Origin of the sequence: Leifsonia xyli subsp. cynodontis (assembly GCF_050632205.1) — a bacterium.
GTDB lineage: Bacteria > Actinomycetota > Actinomycetes > Actinomycetales > Microbacteriaceae > Leifsonia > Leifsonia xyli_D.
In genome coordinates, this window is the sequence record NZ_CP192578.1 from 719,231 (window position 1) to 735,820 (window position 16,590).

The following is a 16,590-nucleotide window of genomic DNA, read 5'->3' on the forward strand; positions in this document are numbered from 1 at the left end:
CCTGGTCCACTGATGAAGACGAGCAGGATCGTGCGTCGTGACGCGGACGGAGGGGGTGATGCTGGTGGCTTCGACGGATCGGGTCCGGCGCGCCCGGCCCCGTCAGTCCGTCCCGCGCACGCGCGAGATCGCGTTCATCACGTGGTACACGACGATGGCCGCGATCGCGCCCAGGGCGATGCCGTTGAACGTCAGCTGCCCGAGGTTCAGGGTGAAGTCGCCGATGCCGATGATGAGGGCGGTCGCTGCGGTGAACTGGTTCTTCGGCTTGGCGAAGTCGACCTTGTTGTCGAGCCAGATCTTCACGCCGATGATGCCGATCAGGCCGTAGAGCGCCGTCGTGACGCCGCCGAGCACGCCCGCCGGGATGGTGTTGATCACGGCGCCGACCTTGGGGGAGAGGCCGAGCAGGATGGCGACGGTACCGGCCACCCAGTACGCCGCGGTCGAGTAGACGCGCGTCGCCGCCATGACGCCGATGTTCTCGCCGTAGGTCGTCGTGCCAGAGCCGCCGAAGAATCCGGCGAGCGTGGTGGCGACACCGTCCGCGAGGAGCGCACGTCCGGTGACACGGTTCACCGACGGGTCGGTCAGCTGCGCGACACCGCGGATGTGGCCGACGTTCTCGGCGATCAGCACGAGCACGACCGGCAGGAACGCGGGCAGGATGCCCCAGGTCGACGCGGGGGCGGTGAACGGGTTCGCGGGGAGGGTGAACTGCGGGAGCCCGATCCACGCGGCCTTCGCCACACCGCTGAAGTCCACCTGTCCGACGATGACGGCGAACACGTAGCCGACCGCGACGCCCAGGAAGATGGACAGCCGCCCCAGCATCCCGCGGAACAGCACGGTGCACAGGATGACTGCCGCCAGCGTCACGAGCGCGGTCACCGGCGCCTTCGCGAAGTTGGCGCCGGCGGCCGGCGCCAGGTTGAAGCCGATCAGCGCGACGATGGCGCCGGCGACGACCGGCGGCATCAGGCCGTCGATCCACCGCGTCCCGGTGCCGATGACGATCATGCCGACGATGGCGAGCAGGATGCCGGTGACGAGGATGCCGAAGAGCGCCGACGGCATCCCGTGCGCCTTCGTCGCCGCGACGATCGGCACGATGAACGCGAACGACGAGCCCAGGTAGCTGGGCAGGCGGTTGCCCGTGATGACGAGGAACAGCAGGGTTCCGACGCCCGAGAACAGCAGCGTGGTCGCCGGCGGGAAACCGGTCAGCAGCGGCACCAGGAACGTCGCGCCGAACATGGCGACCACGTGCTGGGCGCCGAGACCGATCGTGCGCGGCCAGGTGAGCCGCTCGCCGGGCAGCACGATCTCGTGCGCGCCGACCTTCTTGCCGTCGCCGTGCAGCGTCCAGGGCAGTGCCATAGGTGTCCTTCGGAGGTCTGGAGTCGGAATAGGCTTGGTGCTGCGCATTCGCGCACTACTCGACGAACCTGAATCTCCGCCGGGCACCGCCCACCGATCTTACGGGAGTCCACCATTTCCGCTTCGACCACCGCGCCCCCTACGGCCAAGGGGCGCCTCGACCGCTTCTTCGAGATCAGCGCACGCGGCACCACCTGGGGAACCGAGGTGCGCGGCGGCGTCCTGACCTTCGTCACCATGGCGTACATCGTCATCCTGAACCCGCTCATCCTGGGCGGGACGAAGGATGTGGTGGGCCACACCCTGGGCACCAGTCAGGTGGCCGCCGTGACGGCTCTCAGCGCCGGCGTGATGACCGTGCTCTTCGGCCTCGTCGCCCGCCTCCCGTTCGCGTTCGCGGCCGGCCTGGGCATCAACTCCTTCCTCGCGGTCAACGTGGTGAAGGTGCTGACCTGGCAGGAGGCCATGGGCCTCGTGGTGATCAACGGAATCATCATCGTGCTGCTGTCGGCCACCGGGCTCCGCAAGCTGATCTTCAACGCCGTCCCGGCGCCGCTCAAGACCGCCATCACGGTCGGCATCGGCCTCTTCATCGCCTTCATCGGCTTCGTCGACAGCGGCTTCGTGCGCACCACCACGCTGTCCTCCCCGCCGGTCCAGCTCGGCGAGGCGGGCTCGATCGCGACCCTCCCGACGCTGACCTTCCTCATCGCGCTCGTCATCATGGGCGTGCTCATGGCGCGCAAGGTCAAGGGCGCGCTGCTGATCGGCATCGTCGCCGCGACCGTCGTGGCGATCATCGCCGAGGCGATCTGGCATGTCGGCCCGTCGATGGGCAAGAACGCTGCCGGCTGGAACCTGACGGTCCCGCAGCTGCCGACCTCGCTGGTGTCGCTGCCCGACCTCAGCCTCGTGGGCCAGGTCGACCTGTTCGGCTCCTTCGGCCGCATCGGCGCGCTGGCCGCGACCATGCTGATCTTCACGCTCGTCTTCACCAATTTCTTCGACGCCATGGGCTCGATGACGGGCCTCGCGCGGAGCGCCGGCCTGGCGAACGAGGACGGCACCTTCCCGCGCCTGCAGTCCGCGCTGATCGTGGAGGGTGTCGGCGCGATCGTCGGCGGTGGCACGTCGTCGTCGTCGAACACCGTCTTCGTCGAGTCCGCCTCGGGCATCGGCGAGGGCGCCAAGACCGGCTTCGCCAGCGTGGTCACCGGCCTGCTGTTCCTGCTCGCGATGTTCTTCACGCCGCTCACCCAGGTCGTGCCGCTCGAGGTCGCGGCCGCCGCGCTGGTCGTGGTCGGTGCGCTGATGGTCGTGCAGATCCGCCACATCGACTTCAGCGAGTTCTCGGTCGTGCTGCCGGTGTTCCTGACGATCATCGTCATGCCGCTGACCTACTCGATCGCGAACGGCATCGGCGTCGGCTTCATCAGCTGGGTGCTCATCCGCTCGCTCGCCGGGAAGGCACGCGAGATCAGCCCTCTGCTCTGGATCGTCGCGGCCGGCTTCCTGATCTACTTCGCGCGCGGCCCGATCGAGGGCCTGCTCGGCCAGGTCTGACCCCGGGGGCGCGCCTCAGGGTGGAATCGGGGGTTATCCGGATGGCCCCCGGTTCCGCCGCCCGCTTGACTGGACGCATGACCACCACCAGCACCCCGTACCAGTCCGTCGCACCCGTCCGCACGCTCAGCATCACCAGCCTGGCCCTGGGCGGCGCGTCCATCCTGTTCGGCTGGACGCTGATCGCGCCGATCGCCGGGCTCGTCCTCGGCATCATGGCGCTGAAGCGCGAGCCGCTGGGTCGCACATTCGCCATCTGGGGCATCGTGCTCAACGCGGTGATGCTCGCCGGTGTCGTCATCGGCCTGCTCTTCGCCCTCGTCGGGGTCGGCATCGGGCTGGCGGCGATCCCGTTCGCCTGGCTCTGACAGGCCCGCAGCGCTGAGACAATGGGGGATGGAACCATCCCCCTCGTCCGGCCGCGCAGCTTCGTCGTCCGGGGACGCAAGACCGAGGCGCAGTCCCGCGCCATCGACGAGCTCTGGCCGACGTTCGGCCTCGAGTTCGACGGCACGCCGCTCGACCTCGACCTCGCCTTCGGGCGCACCGCGCCGCGGGTCGTGGAGATTGGCTTCGGCAACGGCGAGAACCTGCTCACCCTCGCCGAGCGGCACCCCGACCGCGACTTCCTCGGCATCGAGGTGCACGGCGCCGGCATCGGCCGCGTGCTCGGCGCGATGCGGGACCGGGGGCTCACGAACATCCGGATCGTGCGGCACGATGCCGTCGAGGTCTTCGACCGGGGCATCGCGCCGGGCAGTATCGACGAGATCCTCGTGTTCTTCCCGGACCCGTGGCCGAAGGCGCGGCACCACCGCCGGCGCCTCATCCAGCCCGACGTCGCCCGCCTGCTGACGCGCGCCCTGCGCCCCGACGGCGTGCTGCGGCTCGCCACCGACTGGGAGCCCTACGCCGAGCACATGATCGAGGTGCTGGATGCGGAAGCCGGCCTCGTCAACGTGGCCGGCGACGAGCGGTTCGTGCCGCGCCCCGACGACCGCCCGGTCACCAAGTTCGAGCGCCGTGGCGAGCGACTCGGCCACGCGATCTTCGACCTCGAGTACCGGCCCGAGCGCTGACGCCCCGCCTCCTGACGGAACGGGAGGAATGCGCCGACCGCGGCACGGCGTGTCGCAGGGAACGCAGGATGCGGCGGCCGCGAGCCGCGCGATCGTCCTCCGTTTCCGCCCGCGCGCTGCGGATCGCCCGACCTCCGTCTCTAGGATGGGCGCATGACGCACGCGCGCACGGTCGAGGAGCTCCGGTCCGCCTTCGAGCGAGGGGTCACCAAGCCGCTCGCCTGGCGGCTAGCCCAACTGCGGGCGCTCCGCCGCATGCTCACCGAGCGCGCCGCCGAGTTCGAGGACGCCCTGCTGGCCGACCTCGCGAAGAACCCGACCGAGTCGCAGATCGCCGAGCTCGGCTTCGTGGTGGGCGAGATCGATCACACCCTGAAGCAACTGCGCCGCTGGCTGCGTCCGCGCCGCGTCCGCGTCCCGGGCGCCCTGCTGCCCGCTCGCGCGGCCACCATCCTGGAACCGGTCGGCGTGGTGCTCGTCATCGCGCCCTGGAACTATCCGGTGCAGCTGTTGCTCGCCCCGCTGGTCGGCGCCCTGGCCGCCGGGAACGCCGTCGTGCTGAAGCCGAGCGAGCTGGCGCCCGCGACCTCCGCGGCGATGGCCCGGCTCGTCCCGCAGTACCTGGACACCCGCGCGGTCGCGGTCGTCGAGGGCGGGGTGGAGGACACCACCGACCTGCTCGCGCAACGCTGGGACCACATCTTCTACACGGGCAATGGCCGCGTCGGCCGCATCGTCTCGGCCGCCGCGGTCGAGCACCTCACGCCGGTCACGCTGGAACTCGGCGGCAAGTCACCGGTCTACGTCGACGGCACCGTGGATGTCGCTGCCGCGGCCCGGCGCATCGCCTGGGGCAAGTTCATGAACGCCGGGCAGACCTGCGTCGCCCCCGACTATGTGCTCGCCGACCGCGACGTGGCGCCCCGGCTGGCGACGGCCCTCCGCGACGCCGTCCGTGAGCTCTACGGGGACGACCCCGCCCAGAGCCCCGACTACGGCCGCATCGTGAACGACCGGCAGTTCGCGCGGCTGACCGGGATGCTCGGCTCGGGCACCGCGGCAGTGGGCGGCGAGCACGACGCGGAGACACGCTACCTTGCGCCGACGGTGCTCACGGACGTGGCGCCCGACGCCCCGGCGATGGCCGAGGAGATCTTCGGGCCGATCCTGCCCATCCTGCCGGTGGACGGGCTGGATGACGCCATCCGCTTCATCCGGGCCGGCGACAAGCCTTTGGCGCTCTACGTCTTCACATCGCGCGCCGACGTGCGCCGCCGCATCCTGACCGAGACCAGCTCCGGCGCGGTCGGCTTCGGGGTGCCCGCCGCGCACCTGGCCGTCGCGGGGCTGCCCTTCGGCGGAGTCGGGGAGAGCGGCTCGGGGGCCTATCACGGGGAGCGGTCGCTGCGCACGTTCAGCCACGAGAAGGCGGTGCTCAGCAAGTCGCTCAGCCCGGACACGCTGCAGTTGATCTACCCGCCGTACAGCGAGGCCAAGGACCGGTTCGCGCGGGGTCTGCTGCGCAAGCTCGGATGATCGACACGGTGTCGAGAGTGGCGCTGGATGCCGTACAACTCGTCCACCGGGGCCGAAGTGCCCAGGGGTAGGCTCGGCACTGCCGGAGGCCACGAACGTCCGGTCAGATCGCATGCCAACGCACAACGAGAGGCAACGGTGCCAACCGTGAACCCGACAGCAACCATGGACGAATCCCTCATCGACGCATCCGAGAACGTGTCCGACGTCCCGACCCCGAGCGCCGAGGGCCGTCCCACCCGAACCGAGACCGACTCGCTCGGCAGCCGCGAGATCCCCGCGGACGCCTACTGGGGCGTCCACACCTCGCGGGCGCTCGAGAACTTCCCGATCGCCAAGCGGCCCATCTCGGTCTACCCCGACCTCGTCGTCGCGCTCGCCAGCGTGAAGCAGGCCGCGGCCCGCGCGAACCTGGAGATCGGCGTGCTCGAGCCGCACAAGGCCGAGTTGATCGACCGGGCCTGCCAGCTCATCATCGACGGCCGGTTCCACGACCAGTTCGTGGTCGGCGTCATGCAGGGCGGCGCGGGTACGTCGACGAACATGAACGCCAACGAGGTCATCGCCAACATCGCGCTCGAGCTCGACGGCCACCCGAAGGGCGACTACGCCCACCTGCACCCGATCGACGACGTCAACCGCAGCCAGAGCACCAACGACACGTACCCGACCGCGATCAAGATCGGACTGACGTTCGCGCTGGCGCACCTGCTCGACGAACTGGCGCTGCTGCGCGACTCGTTCCTGCGCAAGGGCGAGGAGTTCCGCAACATCCTGAAGGTCGGCCGGACCCAGCTGCAGGATGCGGTGCCCATGACCCTGGGGCAGGAGTTCCACGGCTTCGCCACGACGCTGACCGAGGACCACGCCCGTCTCACCGAGACCAAGTGGCTGCTCGCCGAGATCAACCTCGGAGCCACCGCCATCGGCACCGGCATCACGGCGGACCCGGGCTACGCCTCCGCAGCCGTCCGCCACCTCAACGAGATCACCGGCCTCAACCTCGAGACCGCACCCGACCTGATCGAGTCGACCAGCGACGCCGGCGCCTTCATGTCGTTCTCGGGGTCGCTGAAGCGCAGCGCGATCAAGCTGTCGAAGATCTGCAACGATCTGCGCCTGCTCTCCTCCGGCCCGCAGGCCGGTCTCGGCGAGATCAACCTCCCGGCGCGCCAGGCGGGCTCGAGCATCATGCCCGGCAAGGTCAACCCGGTCATCCCCGAGGTCGTCAACCAGGTGGCCTTCTCGGTCGCCGGCGCGGATGTGACGGTCACCATGGCGGCGGAGGGCGGCCAGCTGCAGCTCAACGCCTTCGAGCCGGTCATCGCGCACTCGCTGATGCAGAGCATCACCTGGATGACGCAAGGGTTCCGCACGCTCCGCATCAACTGCGTCGACGGCATCACCGCCAACGAGGAGCGCCTGGGCGCCATGGTCGGCTCGTCGGTCGGCGTCATCACGGCGCTCACCCCGCACATCGGCTACGCCGCCGCGGCCGCGCTGGCGAAGTCGGCCCTCCTCACGGGGCACAACGTGGCCGACCTGGTCGTCGACGCCAAGCTGATGAGCCGCGAGGAGGTCACCCGACTCCTGTCCCCGGCGCGCCTCAGCGGGCTCGAGGTGATCACCACGGCCATCCCGGTCGTCGAGGCGGACGCGATCGCCGAGGCGCGCCAGGAAGGCGAGTAGCCGCTGGCGGCCCACTGCTCAGAGTCGCTGTCTTTCCGGCAGCGGGCGCCGTGCAGGAGGCTGGGTGCGTCCGGGTGGTGAACGATTCTCGCTGCCTCGCACCCGGGCTGGGCGGTGCGGCCGGGTGAAGAGCCTATTCGGGGGCTCCCCGGCCGCACGCCGTCATCCGGGCAGCGAGGGACCGACCTCGCCCGGACCGCCGGACAGGTCGTCGGTGGTCCGCGGTTCGGTCGTGAGGTAGGTGTAGACGGCTTCCGGCGGGGAGCCGCGCAGGTGCGAGAAGCCGTAGACGTCGAGCGCGGCCGCGCCCTCCCACGGCGCGGGCACGCGCACCCGGACGGGCGGCGCGTCCACCAGGGCGGGGACGTCGATCACCGTCTCGGTGCCGTCCGCGGCGACGAGGACGCATCGGAGCATCCACGAGTCGTCTCCCGGCTGCGCCATGCTCGAACACTAGAGGCGTGCATGCCCCTTGCACGAGCCCCCGTGCAAGGGGCAGTCAGCGGCTCACTGGAACGGCGCCCAGGTGTCCAGGTCGTACTCCAGCTCGATCCCCGAATAGAGGCGCACGCGCCAGACGTGGCTGTCCCCGCCGACGTACTGCCCGCGCGCCGTCTCCATCGACCATTCGCCGTCTCCGGTGCGCTGCCAGCGGATCATCCCGACATGTTCGCGCAGCCGCGGCGCGTGGGGCGGGTGGAGGAAATCATCCTCGGACATCTCTTCATCCCATCCTCCTCGCTGCACCGCAATGGTGCCTCCCGGAGGCGGCGGTCGACGAACCCCCAGAACGAGGGGTCCGCTGGCGGCCGTCAGCCCCGGGACTCCGCCTCGCGGAACAGCGCGATCATGTCGCGGCCCAGCTGGTGGGGCGCGGTCTCGCACGGGCTGTGGCCGGTGCGGTAGACGGCCAGGCGGCCGTGCAGGGCCTTCGCGTTGGCGGCGTGCAGGTGCGTCGGCCACAGGTCGTGGTCGCCGGTCACCACCAGCACCGGGATGCCGCTCGCCGCGACGCGGGCACGCACATCCGGCACCCGCTTCATGAGACCGACCATGTCGTCGACGCTGGAGCGCCGCGTCAGCGCGAACCGCGATCGGACGAACGCCAGGCGGCTGTCGGAGACCCGGTTCTTGTTCGTCGTGATGCCCCAGATCATCAGCGACGCGCTCTGGTGGGCGGTGGTCAGCCAGCTGAGCCAGCCGATGATCCGCACGCCGCGGAACGCCTGACCCGGCTCCGGGGGAGCGGTCAGCAGGGTGAGCGACCGGAACAGCTCGGGATGCGTCACCAGCGCGAGCTGCGCGAGCACGCCCGCGAACGAGTAGCCGAGCACGTGGGCGGCCCCGCCGTCGCGCAGGAAGGCGACGAGGTCGCCGGTCAGCAGCGGGTAGGTGTAGCGCTCGCCGGGCGGAGGGCCGGCGTCGGCGGACTCGTACTGGCCGGCCAGGTCGTAGCTCTGCACGTAGTAGCCGGCGGCGACGAGGATGGGCGCGAGGAGGTAGAAGTCCTCCTTCGACCCGGTGACCCCGGGGACGAGCACCACCCGCGGATCGGCGGGGTCGCCGAGCGAGGCGACCGCCAGCTCGCCGCTCGGTGCGGGAAAGCGGGAGAACACCGTCCCGACCGGTGCGACCGACCAGTCGATATCGGGCAGCGCGGCATCCAGCCGGGCGGCATCGTCGTCACCGCCCGCCACGAACCGCCGTTCCCCGATCGACACGAGGCTACGGTAGCTCACCGTCGCGGTGCGCCGCGATCAGGTGACGCGGCAGTACGTGGTGAGGTAGCCGATCCCGCCGATCGAGACGGTGACGGTGGAGCGGTCGCGCAGGAACACGGGAGGGGTGCGCGAGTAGCCCGCGCCGCCCGGACTTCCGGTCGAGATGAGGGTCCCCGGCGGGATGGTCGCCGAGCGCGACAGGAACTCGATGAGCTCCGGGACGCTGCGCACCATGTCGGCGGTGGACGCATCCTGCAGGATGGCGCCGTCGACGTTCGTCGTCAGCCACAGGTCCTGCGGGTCGGGGATCTCGTCCGCCGTGACGACGACCGGGCCGGTGGGCGTGAAGCCGTCGAACGACTTGCAGCGCGACCACTGCGCCTCCGAGAACTGCAGGTCGCGGGCGGTGATGTCGTTGACGACCGTGTAGCCCCACACGTAGTCGAGCGCGTCCCGCACCGGCACGTTGCGCGCCGGCTTGCCGATGATGACCCCGAGCTCGGCCTCGTAGTCGACCTGCGTGGAGAGGTCGGCCGGCCAGGCGGTCGTGCCGCCGTGCCCGGCGAGGGAGTTGGGCCACAGGTTGAAGACGGTCGCGGCCTTCTCGCTGCGCAGCTTCAGCTCGGAGGCGTGCGCGGCGTAGTTCGCGCCGATGGCGATCACGTGCGGAGGCCGCAGCACAGCGGACGCGTGACGCAGACCGTGCACGGGCGGCAGCTCCAGATCGCGCTTCTCCGCCTCCGCGACCACCCGGCGCACCTCGGCCAGGCCGGCGTCGCCCCGCTCGATCAGCTCCTGCAGGTCCCGCGGCGCGTCCTCCATGACCTCGTCGAGGAAGAGGGCTCCGTCTCCGATGACGACGGCCAGTCGGGGGGCGGGATCGGCGTCGGTGCTGAGGTGCGAGAATCTCACCGATACAGGCTATCGGGCTTCCGAGGGCGGGGCCGAACCGAGCCCGTCCCGCTGCCGTCGCCGCGCGATCCGGCGCCGCCAGGGCGACTGCTCCGGCAGGTGAAGGCTGAGTGTCGTGTAGGCCCAGCGCAGGCGCCGGCCGAAACCGCCCCAGGTGGAGAACGGGCGCGCGGAGATGCCGACCGTGAGGTTCTCGTCGTAGCGGACCACCGCATCCAGGTCGAGGTGGAGGGAGAGGTCCAGATCGTCGTGGATGTCGCCGCGGTCGCGGTGCACGCGCGTGCGGACGTCGTGCCAGACCTCGGAGCGCATCGCGAAGTTGGAGCCGAAGATCGGGGAGTTGCCGAGCCACAGTCCCATCGACCAGAAGTAGCCGCCGATGTACATCACCTGGCCGAGGGCCGCGACGACGGGGTTCCCGTCGTAGAAGATCCCGCGACCGGTCAGCACGTCGACCTCGGGGGAGTCGACGAGCTCCGCCTCCAGGTGCAGCAGCCAGTCCGCCGGGGGCCGGGAGTCGGCGTCGAGACGCGCGATGATGTCGCCGGTCGCGGCGTCGTAGCCCGCCGCCGCTGCCGGCCAGATTCCGCGCAGCCGCTGCTCGATGACGCGGACGCCGGCGGCGCGCGCGACCGCGACGGTGTCGTCGGCGCTGCCGTTGTCGACCACCACGATCTCGTCGGCCGGCCGCAGCTGGGCGGCCAGGTCGGCGAGGCAGCGGGCGAGCATCGCGGAGTCGTCCAGCACGGGGATGACGACGGAGACGGTGGGCACGCTCCGACCTTACGCTGCGTGCGGGGCCGGGCCGGGCGCCGCGGCGTTCTTCCACAGATGGAGCCCGGCGTAGCTGCGCCACGGCGCCCACCGCGTCCCGTAGGCGGCGAGCTCCCGCGGCTCGGAGGGCAGGCCGAGCCGGGCGGCGCCCTGGCGGAGCGCGAGGTCGCCGGTGAGCAGGACATCCGGGCTGCCGAGCACGCGCATCGCGACGTACCCGGCGGTCCACGGCCCGATGCCGGGGAGCGCCAGCAGGCGCCGCTCCAGCTCCTCGCGCGACTCGCCCACGTCGATGGTCAGGCTGCCGTCGGCCAGCGCGGTCGCGACGCCGACGATCGCGTCGATCCGCCGGCCGGGACCGCGGAGCACCTCGCGGCCGTGCTCGGCGATGGCGACGGCGGTCGGGAAGAGGCGGGTGAAGGAGGTGGGATGCGCGGCATCCGTGCCGCGTGCGTCCCCGCCCGGCGCGGCCAGCGCGATCGGTTCGCCCAGCGCCTCGGTCAGGCGGGCGAGGGCGGTGCGGGCGGCCGCCACCGACACCTGCTGGCCGACGAGCGCGCGGAACACGATCTCGTCCGCATCCACCGCGCCCGGCAGCCGCAGGCCCGGGGTCGCCGCGACGCTCGGCGCAAGCGCCGGGTCGGCGGCGAGGGCGGCGTCGATCGCCTCGGCGTCGGCGTCGAGATCGAGCAGCCGCCGCACGCGCGCGACCAGCGGCGCGAGATCCGCCACATCGGAGAGGGTGGCGTCGCACTGCACCGCGGGAGCATGGGCGGTGCCGGTGAGCGTCAGGCGCACGGCCGCGGGGCCATGGGGCAGCCGCAGGGCGCGGGCGTACCCGGGGCCGGCCGCGTCGCCGCCCGTCGTGGCCGCCTCGACGCCCTCGATCGAGCGGGCGGCGAGGAAGGCGATCACCGCCTCCCCGTCGAACGGGGCGCGTGCGGGCAGTCGCACGCTCAGCGTCACGGCTTCGGGTGCGTGCTGGGCGAAGGCCCCGGAGGCGTGGCGTGCGGTGGAGCGCAGCGCTCCCGGTGTGAGGCGGTAGACCTCGGAGATCGTCTCGTTGAACTGCCGGACGCTGTTGAAGCCGGCCGCGAAGGCGACGTCGGTGATCGGGAGGTCCGTGCCGGTCAGCAGCAGCCGCGCGGTCTGAGCGCGGTGCGCCCGGGCCAGCGCGAGCGGACCGGCACCGAGCTCGGCGGTGAGCACCCGGTTCAGGTGGCGCGCCGTGTAGCCCAGGCGGCGCGCCAGCCCGGGCACGCCCTCCCGCTCGACCGTGCCGTCGGCGATGAGGCGCATGGCGCGCGCGGCGAGGTCGTCGCGCACGTTCCACTCGGGCGATCCGGGGACCGCGTCGGGCAGGCAGCGCTTGCAGGCGCGCAATCCGGCTTCGTGGGCGGCGGCGGCCGTGAGGTAGAAGGAGACGTTGCCGGGCTTCGGCGTGACCGCCGGGCAACTCGGGCGGCAGTAGATGCCGGTGGAATGCACACCGGTGATGAACTGCCCGTCGAAGCGCGCATCGCGGGCGCTCATCGCGCGGTACCGCTCCGCGAAGACGGGGTCGGCCAGCGGGCCGTCGCCCCGGCTCGCGGCGGGGTGCGGGATGGTGTGGTCGACCGTGCTCATGCCTCCAGCCTGACACCCGCCACCGACACGCGATAGCGGGAATCGGACATGACCCGCGCGTCGTCCCGCTGCCGCCCCTCGGTAGCCTGAGGGCATGGATGTTCTGGACTGGCTCTCCGCTGCGCTCGGCGAGGAGGCGCTCGCCGAGGGCGTGCTCACCACCGACCCGGCCCTGCTGGATGCGGCGCGCACCGATCGCTCCGGCTGGGTCGCACCCGGCACGCCGCGCGCCATCGTCAACGCCCGCTCGGTGGAGCACGTGCAGGCGGCCCTGCGGGCGGCCAGCGAGTTCCGCATCCCCGTCGTGCCGCGCGGTGCGGGCACCGGTCTCGCCGGCGGCGCCAACGGTACCGAGGGATCCCTCGTGCTCGACGTCTCGGGCATGAACCGCATCCTCGAGATCTCGGCGGAGGACCAGCTCGCGGTCGTCGAGCCCGGCGTCGTCAACAGCGACCTCAACGCGGCGCTCGAACCCTACGGACTCTTCTTCGCGCCGGATCCGGCCAGCAGGGCCATCTCGACGGTCGGCGGCAACATCGCCACCAACGCCGGCGGCCTGCTCTGCGCCAAGTACGGCGTGACCCGGGAGGCGGTGCTCGGGCTGACCGTCGTGCTGGCCGACGGGCGCGTCCTCCGCACCGGGCATCGCACCGTCAAGGGCGTGACCGGGTACGACCTCACCGCGCTGTTCGTCGGTTCGGAGGGCACCCTCGGAGTGATCGTCGAGGCGACCGTGCGCGTCCAGCCGATCCCGCCCGGAGAGCCGGTGACCCTCGGCGGGCTGTTCGCAGACGTGCGCGCGGCCGCCGGCGCGTCCGCCCGCATCACGGCGGCGCAGCTCCGGCCCGCCGTGATGGAGCTGCTCGATGCCCCGGCGCTGGAGCGGATCTCGGCGTACCTCGGGCGTGAGCGCATCGAGGAGGCGTTCGGTGCGAGCAGCGGCGCGTCGTACCTGCTGGTGCGGTTCGACGGACCGTCCGCCGCAGCGGATGCGGAGCACGCCGGCCGTCTGCTGGCCGAGACCGGCGGGACGGTGCGCGTCGCGGCCGACCCGGAGGAGGGGAGCGGCTGCTCGCGCTGCGCCGCGCGTTCCACCCGGCGCTCGCCGCCGGCGGCGAGGTGCTGATCGAGGACGTCGCCGTGCCGCGCTCGCGCATGCCCGAGATGTTCGCGGCGATCGAGCGGATCTCCGAGCGGTACGGCATCCCCATCCCCACCGTCGCGCACGCGGGCGACGGCAACCTGCATCCCAACTTCGTCTACACCGGCGACACCGTGCCGGCGGAGGTGTGGGACGCGGCGAACGACCTGTTCCGCACCGCGATCGAGCTGGGCGGGACGTTGACCGGTGAGCACGGCGTCGGTGTGCTGAAGCGGCGGTGGCTGGCCGACGAGGTCGGACCGGACTCGTACGAGCTGCAGGTGAAGCTGAAGTCCGTCTTCGACCCGCTCGGCATCCTGAACCCCGGCAAGGTCTTCGGCGCCTGACGCCCGTCCTCCCGCCGAGTGGTGAGTAGACGCGCGAATCCGCGCCCGGTGGTGACATCTGCTCACCACTCGCGCATGGTCGCGCGAGCGCCCTCCCGCCGACCGGTGAGTAGACGCGCGAATCCGCGCCGAGTGGTGACATCTGCTCGCCACTCGACGGGGAGGCGGGAGGCGGAGGCGCGGCGGCCCGCGCCACCGCCCTTAACGGACTCGACCCCCGGTGGTGCGGCGATGCCTGCAGCTCTCCCGGGGGTTCGAGTTATGGCCTTAAGGATGCTCCTGCCGCCCGGCGAGCGCAACCCCCGATCGGCGGTGCGCGGTCAGCGAACGCGCTTTGACGCGGTCGCGCCGCACCGGTTGGATGGTCGTATGGCAGAGAACACCAACCAGAAGCCCGAAGTCGACGCGCCCGAGGGCCCGGCTCCCGCGACGCTCGAGATCGTCGACATCGTCGAGGGCACCGGCGCCGAGGCCACCCCCGGCTCCAAGGTCGACGTGCACTACCTCGGCGTCGAGTACGAGACCGGCGAGGAGTTCGACTCGTCGTGGAGCCGCGGTCAGTCCATCAACTTCCCGCTGAACAACCTCATCAAGGGCTGGCAGGACGGCATCCCCGGCATGAAGGTCGGCGGACGCCGCAAGCTCACCGTCCCGCCGGCGCTCGCGTACGGCCCGGCCGGCGGCGGTCACCCGCTGTCGGGCAAGACCCTCATCTTCGTGATCGACCTGCTCGGCGTCAGCTGAGCCGGCCCCCGCACGACGAAGCGCTCCTCCGGCCACCGGGGGAGCGCTTCGTCGTCCTGCTGCGGGTTCAGAGCGCCGCCGGCTGCATCAGCGTCGGGATGGCGATGCGGTTCCAGACGTTGATGGTCGCGATCGCCAGGATGAGGTCGGCCAGCCCGTCCTCCCCGAACTCGGCCAGCGCGCGCTGGTAGAGGTCGTCCGGTACGCCGTCCTGGTGGATGAGCGTGATGGCCTCCGTGAGTTCGAGAGCGACCCTCTCGCGGTCGGTGAACCACGGCGACTCGCGCCACGTCACCACGGCGAACACCTTGCGCAGCGGGACGCCGCGGCCCTGCAGGTCGACGGAGTGCATGTCGACGCAGTAGGTGCAGCCGTTGATCTGCGAGGCGCGGAGCTTGACGAGGTCGCCGAGCGGCTCCTCGACCTTCGTGCCGACGTACCCGTCGAGGTTGATGACCTTGCGGTACCCCTCGGGGGCCACGGAGGGGATCTGGATTCGTTCTGTCATGCCTGCAACGCTACGGACGGGATTGGCTCGCTGTAAGATCCATTCGGACCGGTTCTGATCAGACCACTCGGGAGGGCCGTGGACCTGCACGTCGCCATCGGCGCTCGCGGTGACCGCGCGGAGCGCATCTACCGCCAGCTGCGGGAGGCGGTACTGGATGGGCGCCTCCGCCACGGCGAGCGGCTCCCGGCGACGCGCGAACTCGCGAAGCGGCTCGATGTCTCGCGCTCGACCGTCTCCACCGCGTACGAACGTCTCACCGCGGAGGGATACCTGGCGACGCGCGTGGGCGCGGGCACCTTCGTCGCCTATGACGGCGGTCGGGGCGGGCGCGGGCACGGAGGCGAACGCGAGCGCGACGGCCGGTCGCCTCGCCGCCGTGGCGCAGCACGGCCGGCACCGGCCTGGCGCGACATCCACGACCCGCTGTGGGTGGAGCCGCGCCCGATCGCCTACGACTTCAGCATCGGCTCTCCCGACCCCGCGCTCTTCCCGCTCGAGACGTGGCGCTCGTATGTCGCGGCCGAGCTGCGCGGGGGCTTCGTCCGCACCGCCTCCTACGACGACCCGGCCGGCGTGGAGCGGCTGCGTGAGGGTGTCGCGCGCCACCTCGCCGTCTCGCGCTCGGTGGAGGCCGGCCCTGGCGACGTGCTGGTGACCAACGGCGCTCAGCAGGCTTTCGATCTCCTCGCGCGGGTGCTGCTGCGGCCCGGTGACACGGTCGCCGTCGAGGACCCGGGCTATCCGCCCGTGCGCCAGCTCTTCGAGATGAGCGGAGCCCGGGTGGTGCCGGTCCCGGTCGACGAGCAGGGCCTCCGCGTCGACCTGCTGCCGCCCGCGCGTCTCGTGTACGTGACGCCGTCGCACCAGTTCCCGCTGGGCGGCATCCTGCCGCTGGAACGCCGGGTGGCCCTGCTGGAGTGGGCGGCCCGGCACGACGCCGTGGTCATCGAGGACGACTACGACAGCGAGTACCGCTTCGGCTCGCGCCCGCTGGACCCGCTGCAGCGGCTGGATGCGGAGGGCCGCGTCGCCTACGTCGGCACGTTCTCGAAGACGATGCTGCCCGCGCTCCGGCTGGGGTTCGTGATCGCACCGCCCGCCGTGCTCGCCGCCCTGCGCCACGCCAAGCGGCTGACGGACTGGCACAACGAGACGGTGACGCAGCGTGCTATGGCGCGGCTGCTCGACGCGGGAGCCTTCGCCCGGCACGTCCGCTCGGCGACCCGCGTGTACGAGGAGCGGCACCGGGCGGTGGAGCGGTCGGCACGCGAGCTCCTGCCCGGCCTCGACCTGGTTCCCTCCGCCGCCGGGCTCCACCTCGCGCTCCTCGCGCGGGACGGCGCGCCCTTCGACGGCCGCCGCATCGCCGAGCGCGCGGCCGTCGCCGGGGTGGCCGTGCAGCCGGTGTCGCGGTTCCGCGTCGGCGACGGGCCGGACGGCATGCTGCTCGGCTTCGGCGGCATCCCCGCCGCGCAGATCCCGGACGGGCTGCGCACGCTCGCCGAGGCGATCGAGCGCGAACGCGTCGCATCCACTCTCCCCGCTCATCCCTCGGGCGAGTAGCGTG

Annotated in this window: 15 protein-coding genes and 1 pseudogene; 8 read left to right on the forward strand and 8 right to left on the reverse strand. The window is 71.7% G+C overall.

Going from position 1 to position 16,590, the window contains the following annotated elements:
• Positions 1 to 102 precede the first annotated feature (102 nt).
• Positions 103 to 1,380 carry a uracil-xanthine permease family protein gene (locus ACQ86M_RS03565; RefSeq protein WP_431247076.1) on the reverse strand — a complete coding sequence of 426 codons (1,278 nt, stop codon included), beginning with the start codon at positions 1,378 to 1,380 and terminating at the stop codon, positions 103 to 105.
• 207 nt (positions 1,381 to 1,587) lie between these two features.
• On the opposite strand from ACQ86M_RS03565, the gene ACQ86M_RS03570 reads away from it, so the two are divergent.
• The 5 genes from ACQ86M_RS03570 (at position 1,588) to ACQ86M_RS03590 (ending at position 7,247) form a co-directional block, all read left to right on the forward strand.
• Positions 1,588 to 2,943, forward strand: coding sequence for an NCS2 family permease (locus tag ACQ86M_RS03570; RefSeq protein WP_431247077.1), 1,356 nt, complete (start codon positions 1,588 to 1,590; stop codon positions 2,941 to 2,943).
• Between the two features lie 77 nt (positions 2,944 to 3,020).
• Positions 3,021 to 3,311, forward strand: coding sequence for a hypothetical protein (locus ACQ86M_RS03575; RefSeq protein ID WP_431247078.1), 291 nt, complete (start codon positions 3,021 to 3,023; stop codon positions 3,309 to 3,311).
• A gap of 21 nt (positions 3,312 to 3,332) precedes the next feature.
• Positions 3,333 to 4,022 (forward strand): tRNA (guanosine(46)-N7)-methyltransferase TrmB, encoded by a 690-nt coding sequence (gene trmB / locus ACQ86M_RS03580; protein ID WP_431247079.1) that lies wholly within the window; start codon positions 3,333 to 3,335, stop codon positions 4,020 to 4,022.
• A 153-nt stretch (positions 4,023 to 4,175) separates the two neighbouring features.
• On the forward strand, positions 4,176 to 5,558 hold the full coding sequence (locus tag ACQ86M_RS03585; protein ID WP_431247080.1) for an aldehyde dehydrogenase family protein: 1,383 nt from the start codon (positions 4,176 to 4,178) through the stop codon (positions 5,556 to 5,558).
• A gap of 165 nt (positions 5,559 to 5,723) precedes the next feature.
• Positions 5,724 to 7,247: an aspartate ammonia-lyase gene (locus ACQ86M_RS03590; protein WP_431247847.1), complete on the forward strand. Its 1,524-nt coding sequence runs from the start codon at positions 5,724 to 5,726 to the stop codon at positions 7,245 to 7,247.
• A gap of 162 nt (positions 7,248 to 7,409) precedes the next feature.
• Here ACQ86M_RS03590 and ACQ86M_RS03595 read toward each other — a convergent pair whose 3' ends face one another.
• From ACQ86M_RS03595 to ACQ86M_RS03620, 6 genes are all read right to left on the reverse strand, one after another.
• Positions 7,410 to 7,691, reverse strand: coding sequence for a hypothetical protein (locus tag ACQ86M_RS03595; protein WP_431220763.1), 282 nt, complete (start codon positions 7,689 to 7,691; stop codon positions 7,410 to 7,412).
• Between the two features lie 63 nt (positions 7,692 to 7,754).
• Positions 7,755 to 7,967 (reverse strand): hypothetical protein, encoded by a 213-nt coding sequence (locus tag ACQ86M_RS03600; RefSeq protein ID WP_431220764.1) that lies wholly within the window; start codon positions 7,965 to 7,967, stop codon positions 7,755 to 7,757.
• A gap of 92 nt (positions 7,968 to 8,059) precedes the next feature.
• Positions 8,060 to 8,968, reverse strand: a complete 909-nt coding sequence (locus ACQ86M_RS03605; protein ID WP_431220765.1) for an alpha/beta fold hydrolase — start codon at positions 8,966 to 8,968, stop codon at positions 8,060 to 8,062.
• 36 nt (positions 8,969 to 9,004) lie between these two features.
• Complete coding sequence (locus ACQ86M_RS03610; RefSeq protein WP_431220766.1) at positions 9,005 to 9,880, reverse strand: fumarylacetoacetate hydrolase family protein; 876 nt, start codon at positions 9,878 to 9,880, stop codon at positions 9,005 to 9,007.
• Between the two features lie 9 nt (positions 9,881 to 9,889).
• On the reverse strand, positions 9,890 to 10,654 hold the full coding sequence (locus tag ACQ86M_RS03615) for a glycosyltransferase family A protein (protein ID WP_431247081.1): 765 nt from the start codon (positions 10,652 to 10,654) through the stop codon (positions 9,890 to 9,892).
• Positions 10,655 to 10,663: 9 nt separating this feature from the next.
• Positions 10,664 to 12,280 (reverse strand): DNA-3-methyladenine glycosylase 2 family protein, encoded by a 1,617-nt coding sequence (locus tag ACQ86M_RS03620; protein ID WP_431247082.1) that lies wholly within the window; start codon positions 12,278 to 12,280, stop codon positions 10,664 to 10,666.
• A gap of 94 nt (positions 12,281 to 12,374) precedes the next feature.
• Here ACQ86M_RS03620 and ACQ86M_RS03625 point away from each other — a divergent pair.
• Both ACQ86M_RS03625 and ACQ86M_RS03630 read left to right on the forward strand, forming a co-directional pair.
• A pseudogene (locus tag ACQ86M_RS03625) lies at positions 12,375 to 13,768 on the forward strand (FAD-binding oxidoreductase).
• A gap of 369 nt (positions 13,769 to 14,137) precedes the next feature.
• Entirely contained in the window at positions 14,138 to 14,512 is a 375-nt protein-coding gene (locus ACQ86M_RS03630; protein ID WP_431220770.1) for an FKBP-type peptidyl-prolyl cis-trans isomerase, read from the forward strand.
• Between the two features lie 67 nt (positions 14,513 to 14,579).
• On the opposite strand, the gene ACQ86M_RS03635 is transcribed toward ACQ86M_RS03630, so the two are convergent.
• Positions 14,580 to 15,020: a carboxymuconolactone decarboxylase family protein gene (locus ACQ86M_RS03635; protein WP_431247083.1), complete on the reverse strand. Its 441-nt coding sequence runs from the start codon at positions 15,018 to 15,020 to the stop codon at positions 14,580 to 14,582.
• Positions 15,021 to 15,098: 78 nt separating this feature from the next.
• Here ACQ86M_RS03635 and ACQ86M_RS03640 point away from each other — a divergent pair, with 78 nt between their 5' ends.
• Positions 15,099 to 16,586: a PLP-dependent aminotransferase family protein gene (locus ACQ86M_RS03640; RefSeq protein WP_431247084.1), complete on the forward strand. Its 1,488-nt coding sequence runs from the start codon at positions 15,099 to 15,101 to the stop codon at positions 16,584 to 16,586.
• The last annotated feature ends 4 nt before the right edge of the window (positions 16,587 to 16,590 follow it).

Coding starts and splice junctions, on each gene's coding strand:
- ACQ86M_RS03565 (WP_431247076.1), bottom strand. CDS start 1,380: ATGGCACTGCCCTGGACGCTGCACGGCGACGGCAAGAAGGTCGGCGCG.
- ACQ86M_RS03595 (WP_431220763.1), bottom strand. CDS start 7,691: ATGGCGCAGCCGGGAGACGACTCGTGGATGCTCCGATGCGTCCTCGTC.
- ACQ86M_RS03630 (WP_431220770.1), top strand. CDS start 14,138: ATGGCAGAGAACACCAACCAGAAGCCCGAAGTCGACGCGCCCGAGGGC.
- ACQ86M_RS03575 (WP_431247078.1), top strand. CDS start 3,021: ATGACCACCACCAGCACCCCGTACCAGTCCGTCGCACCCGTCCGCACG.
- ACQ86M_RS03620 (WP_431247082.1), bottom strand. CDS start 12,280: ATGAGCACGGTCGACCACACCATCCCGCACCCCGCCGCGAGCCGGGGC.
- ACQ86M_RS03600 (WP_431220764.1), bottom strand. CDS start 7,967: ATGTCCGAGGATGATTTCCTCCACCCGCCCCACGCGCCGCGGCTGCGC.
- ACQ86M_RS03635 (WP_431247083.1), bottom strand. CDS start 15,020: ATGACAGAACGAATCCAGATCCCCTCCGTGGCCCCCGAGGGGTACCGC.
- trmB (WP_431247079.1), top strand. CDS start 3,333: ATGGGGGATGGAACCATCCCCCTCGTCCGGCCGCGCAGCTTCGTCGTC.
- ACQ86M_RS03585 (WP_431247080.1), top strand. CDS start 4,176: ATGACGCACGCGCGCACGGTCGAGGAGCTCCGGTCCGCCTTCGAGCGA.
- ACQ86M_RS03590 (WP_431247847.1), top strand. CDS start 5,724: ATGGACGAATCCCTCATCGACGCATCCGAGAACGTGTCCGACGTCCCG.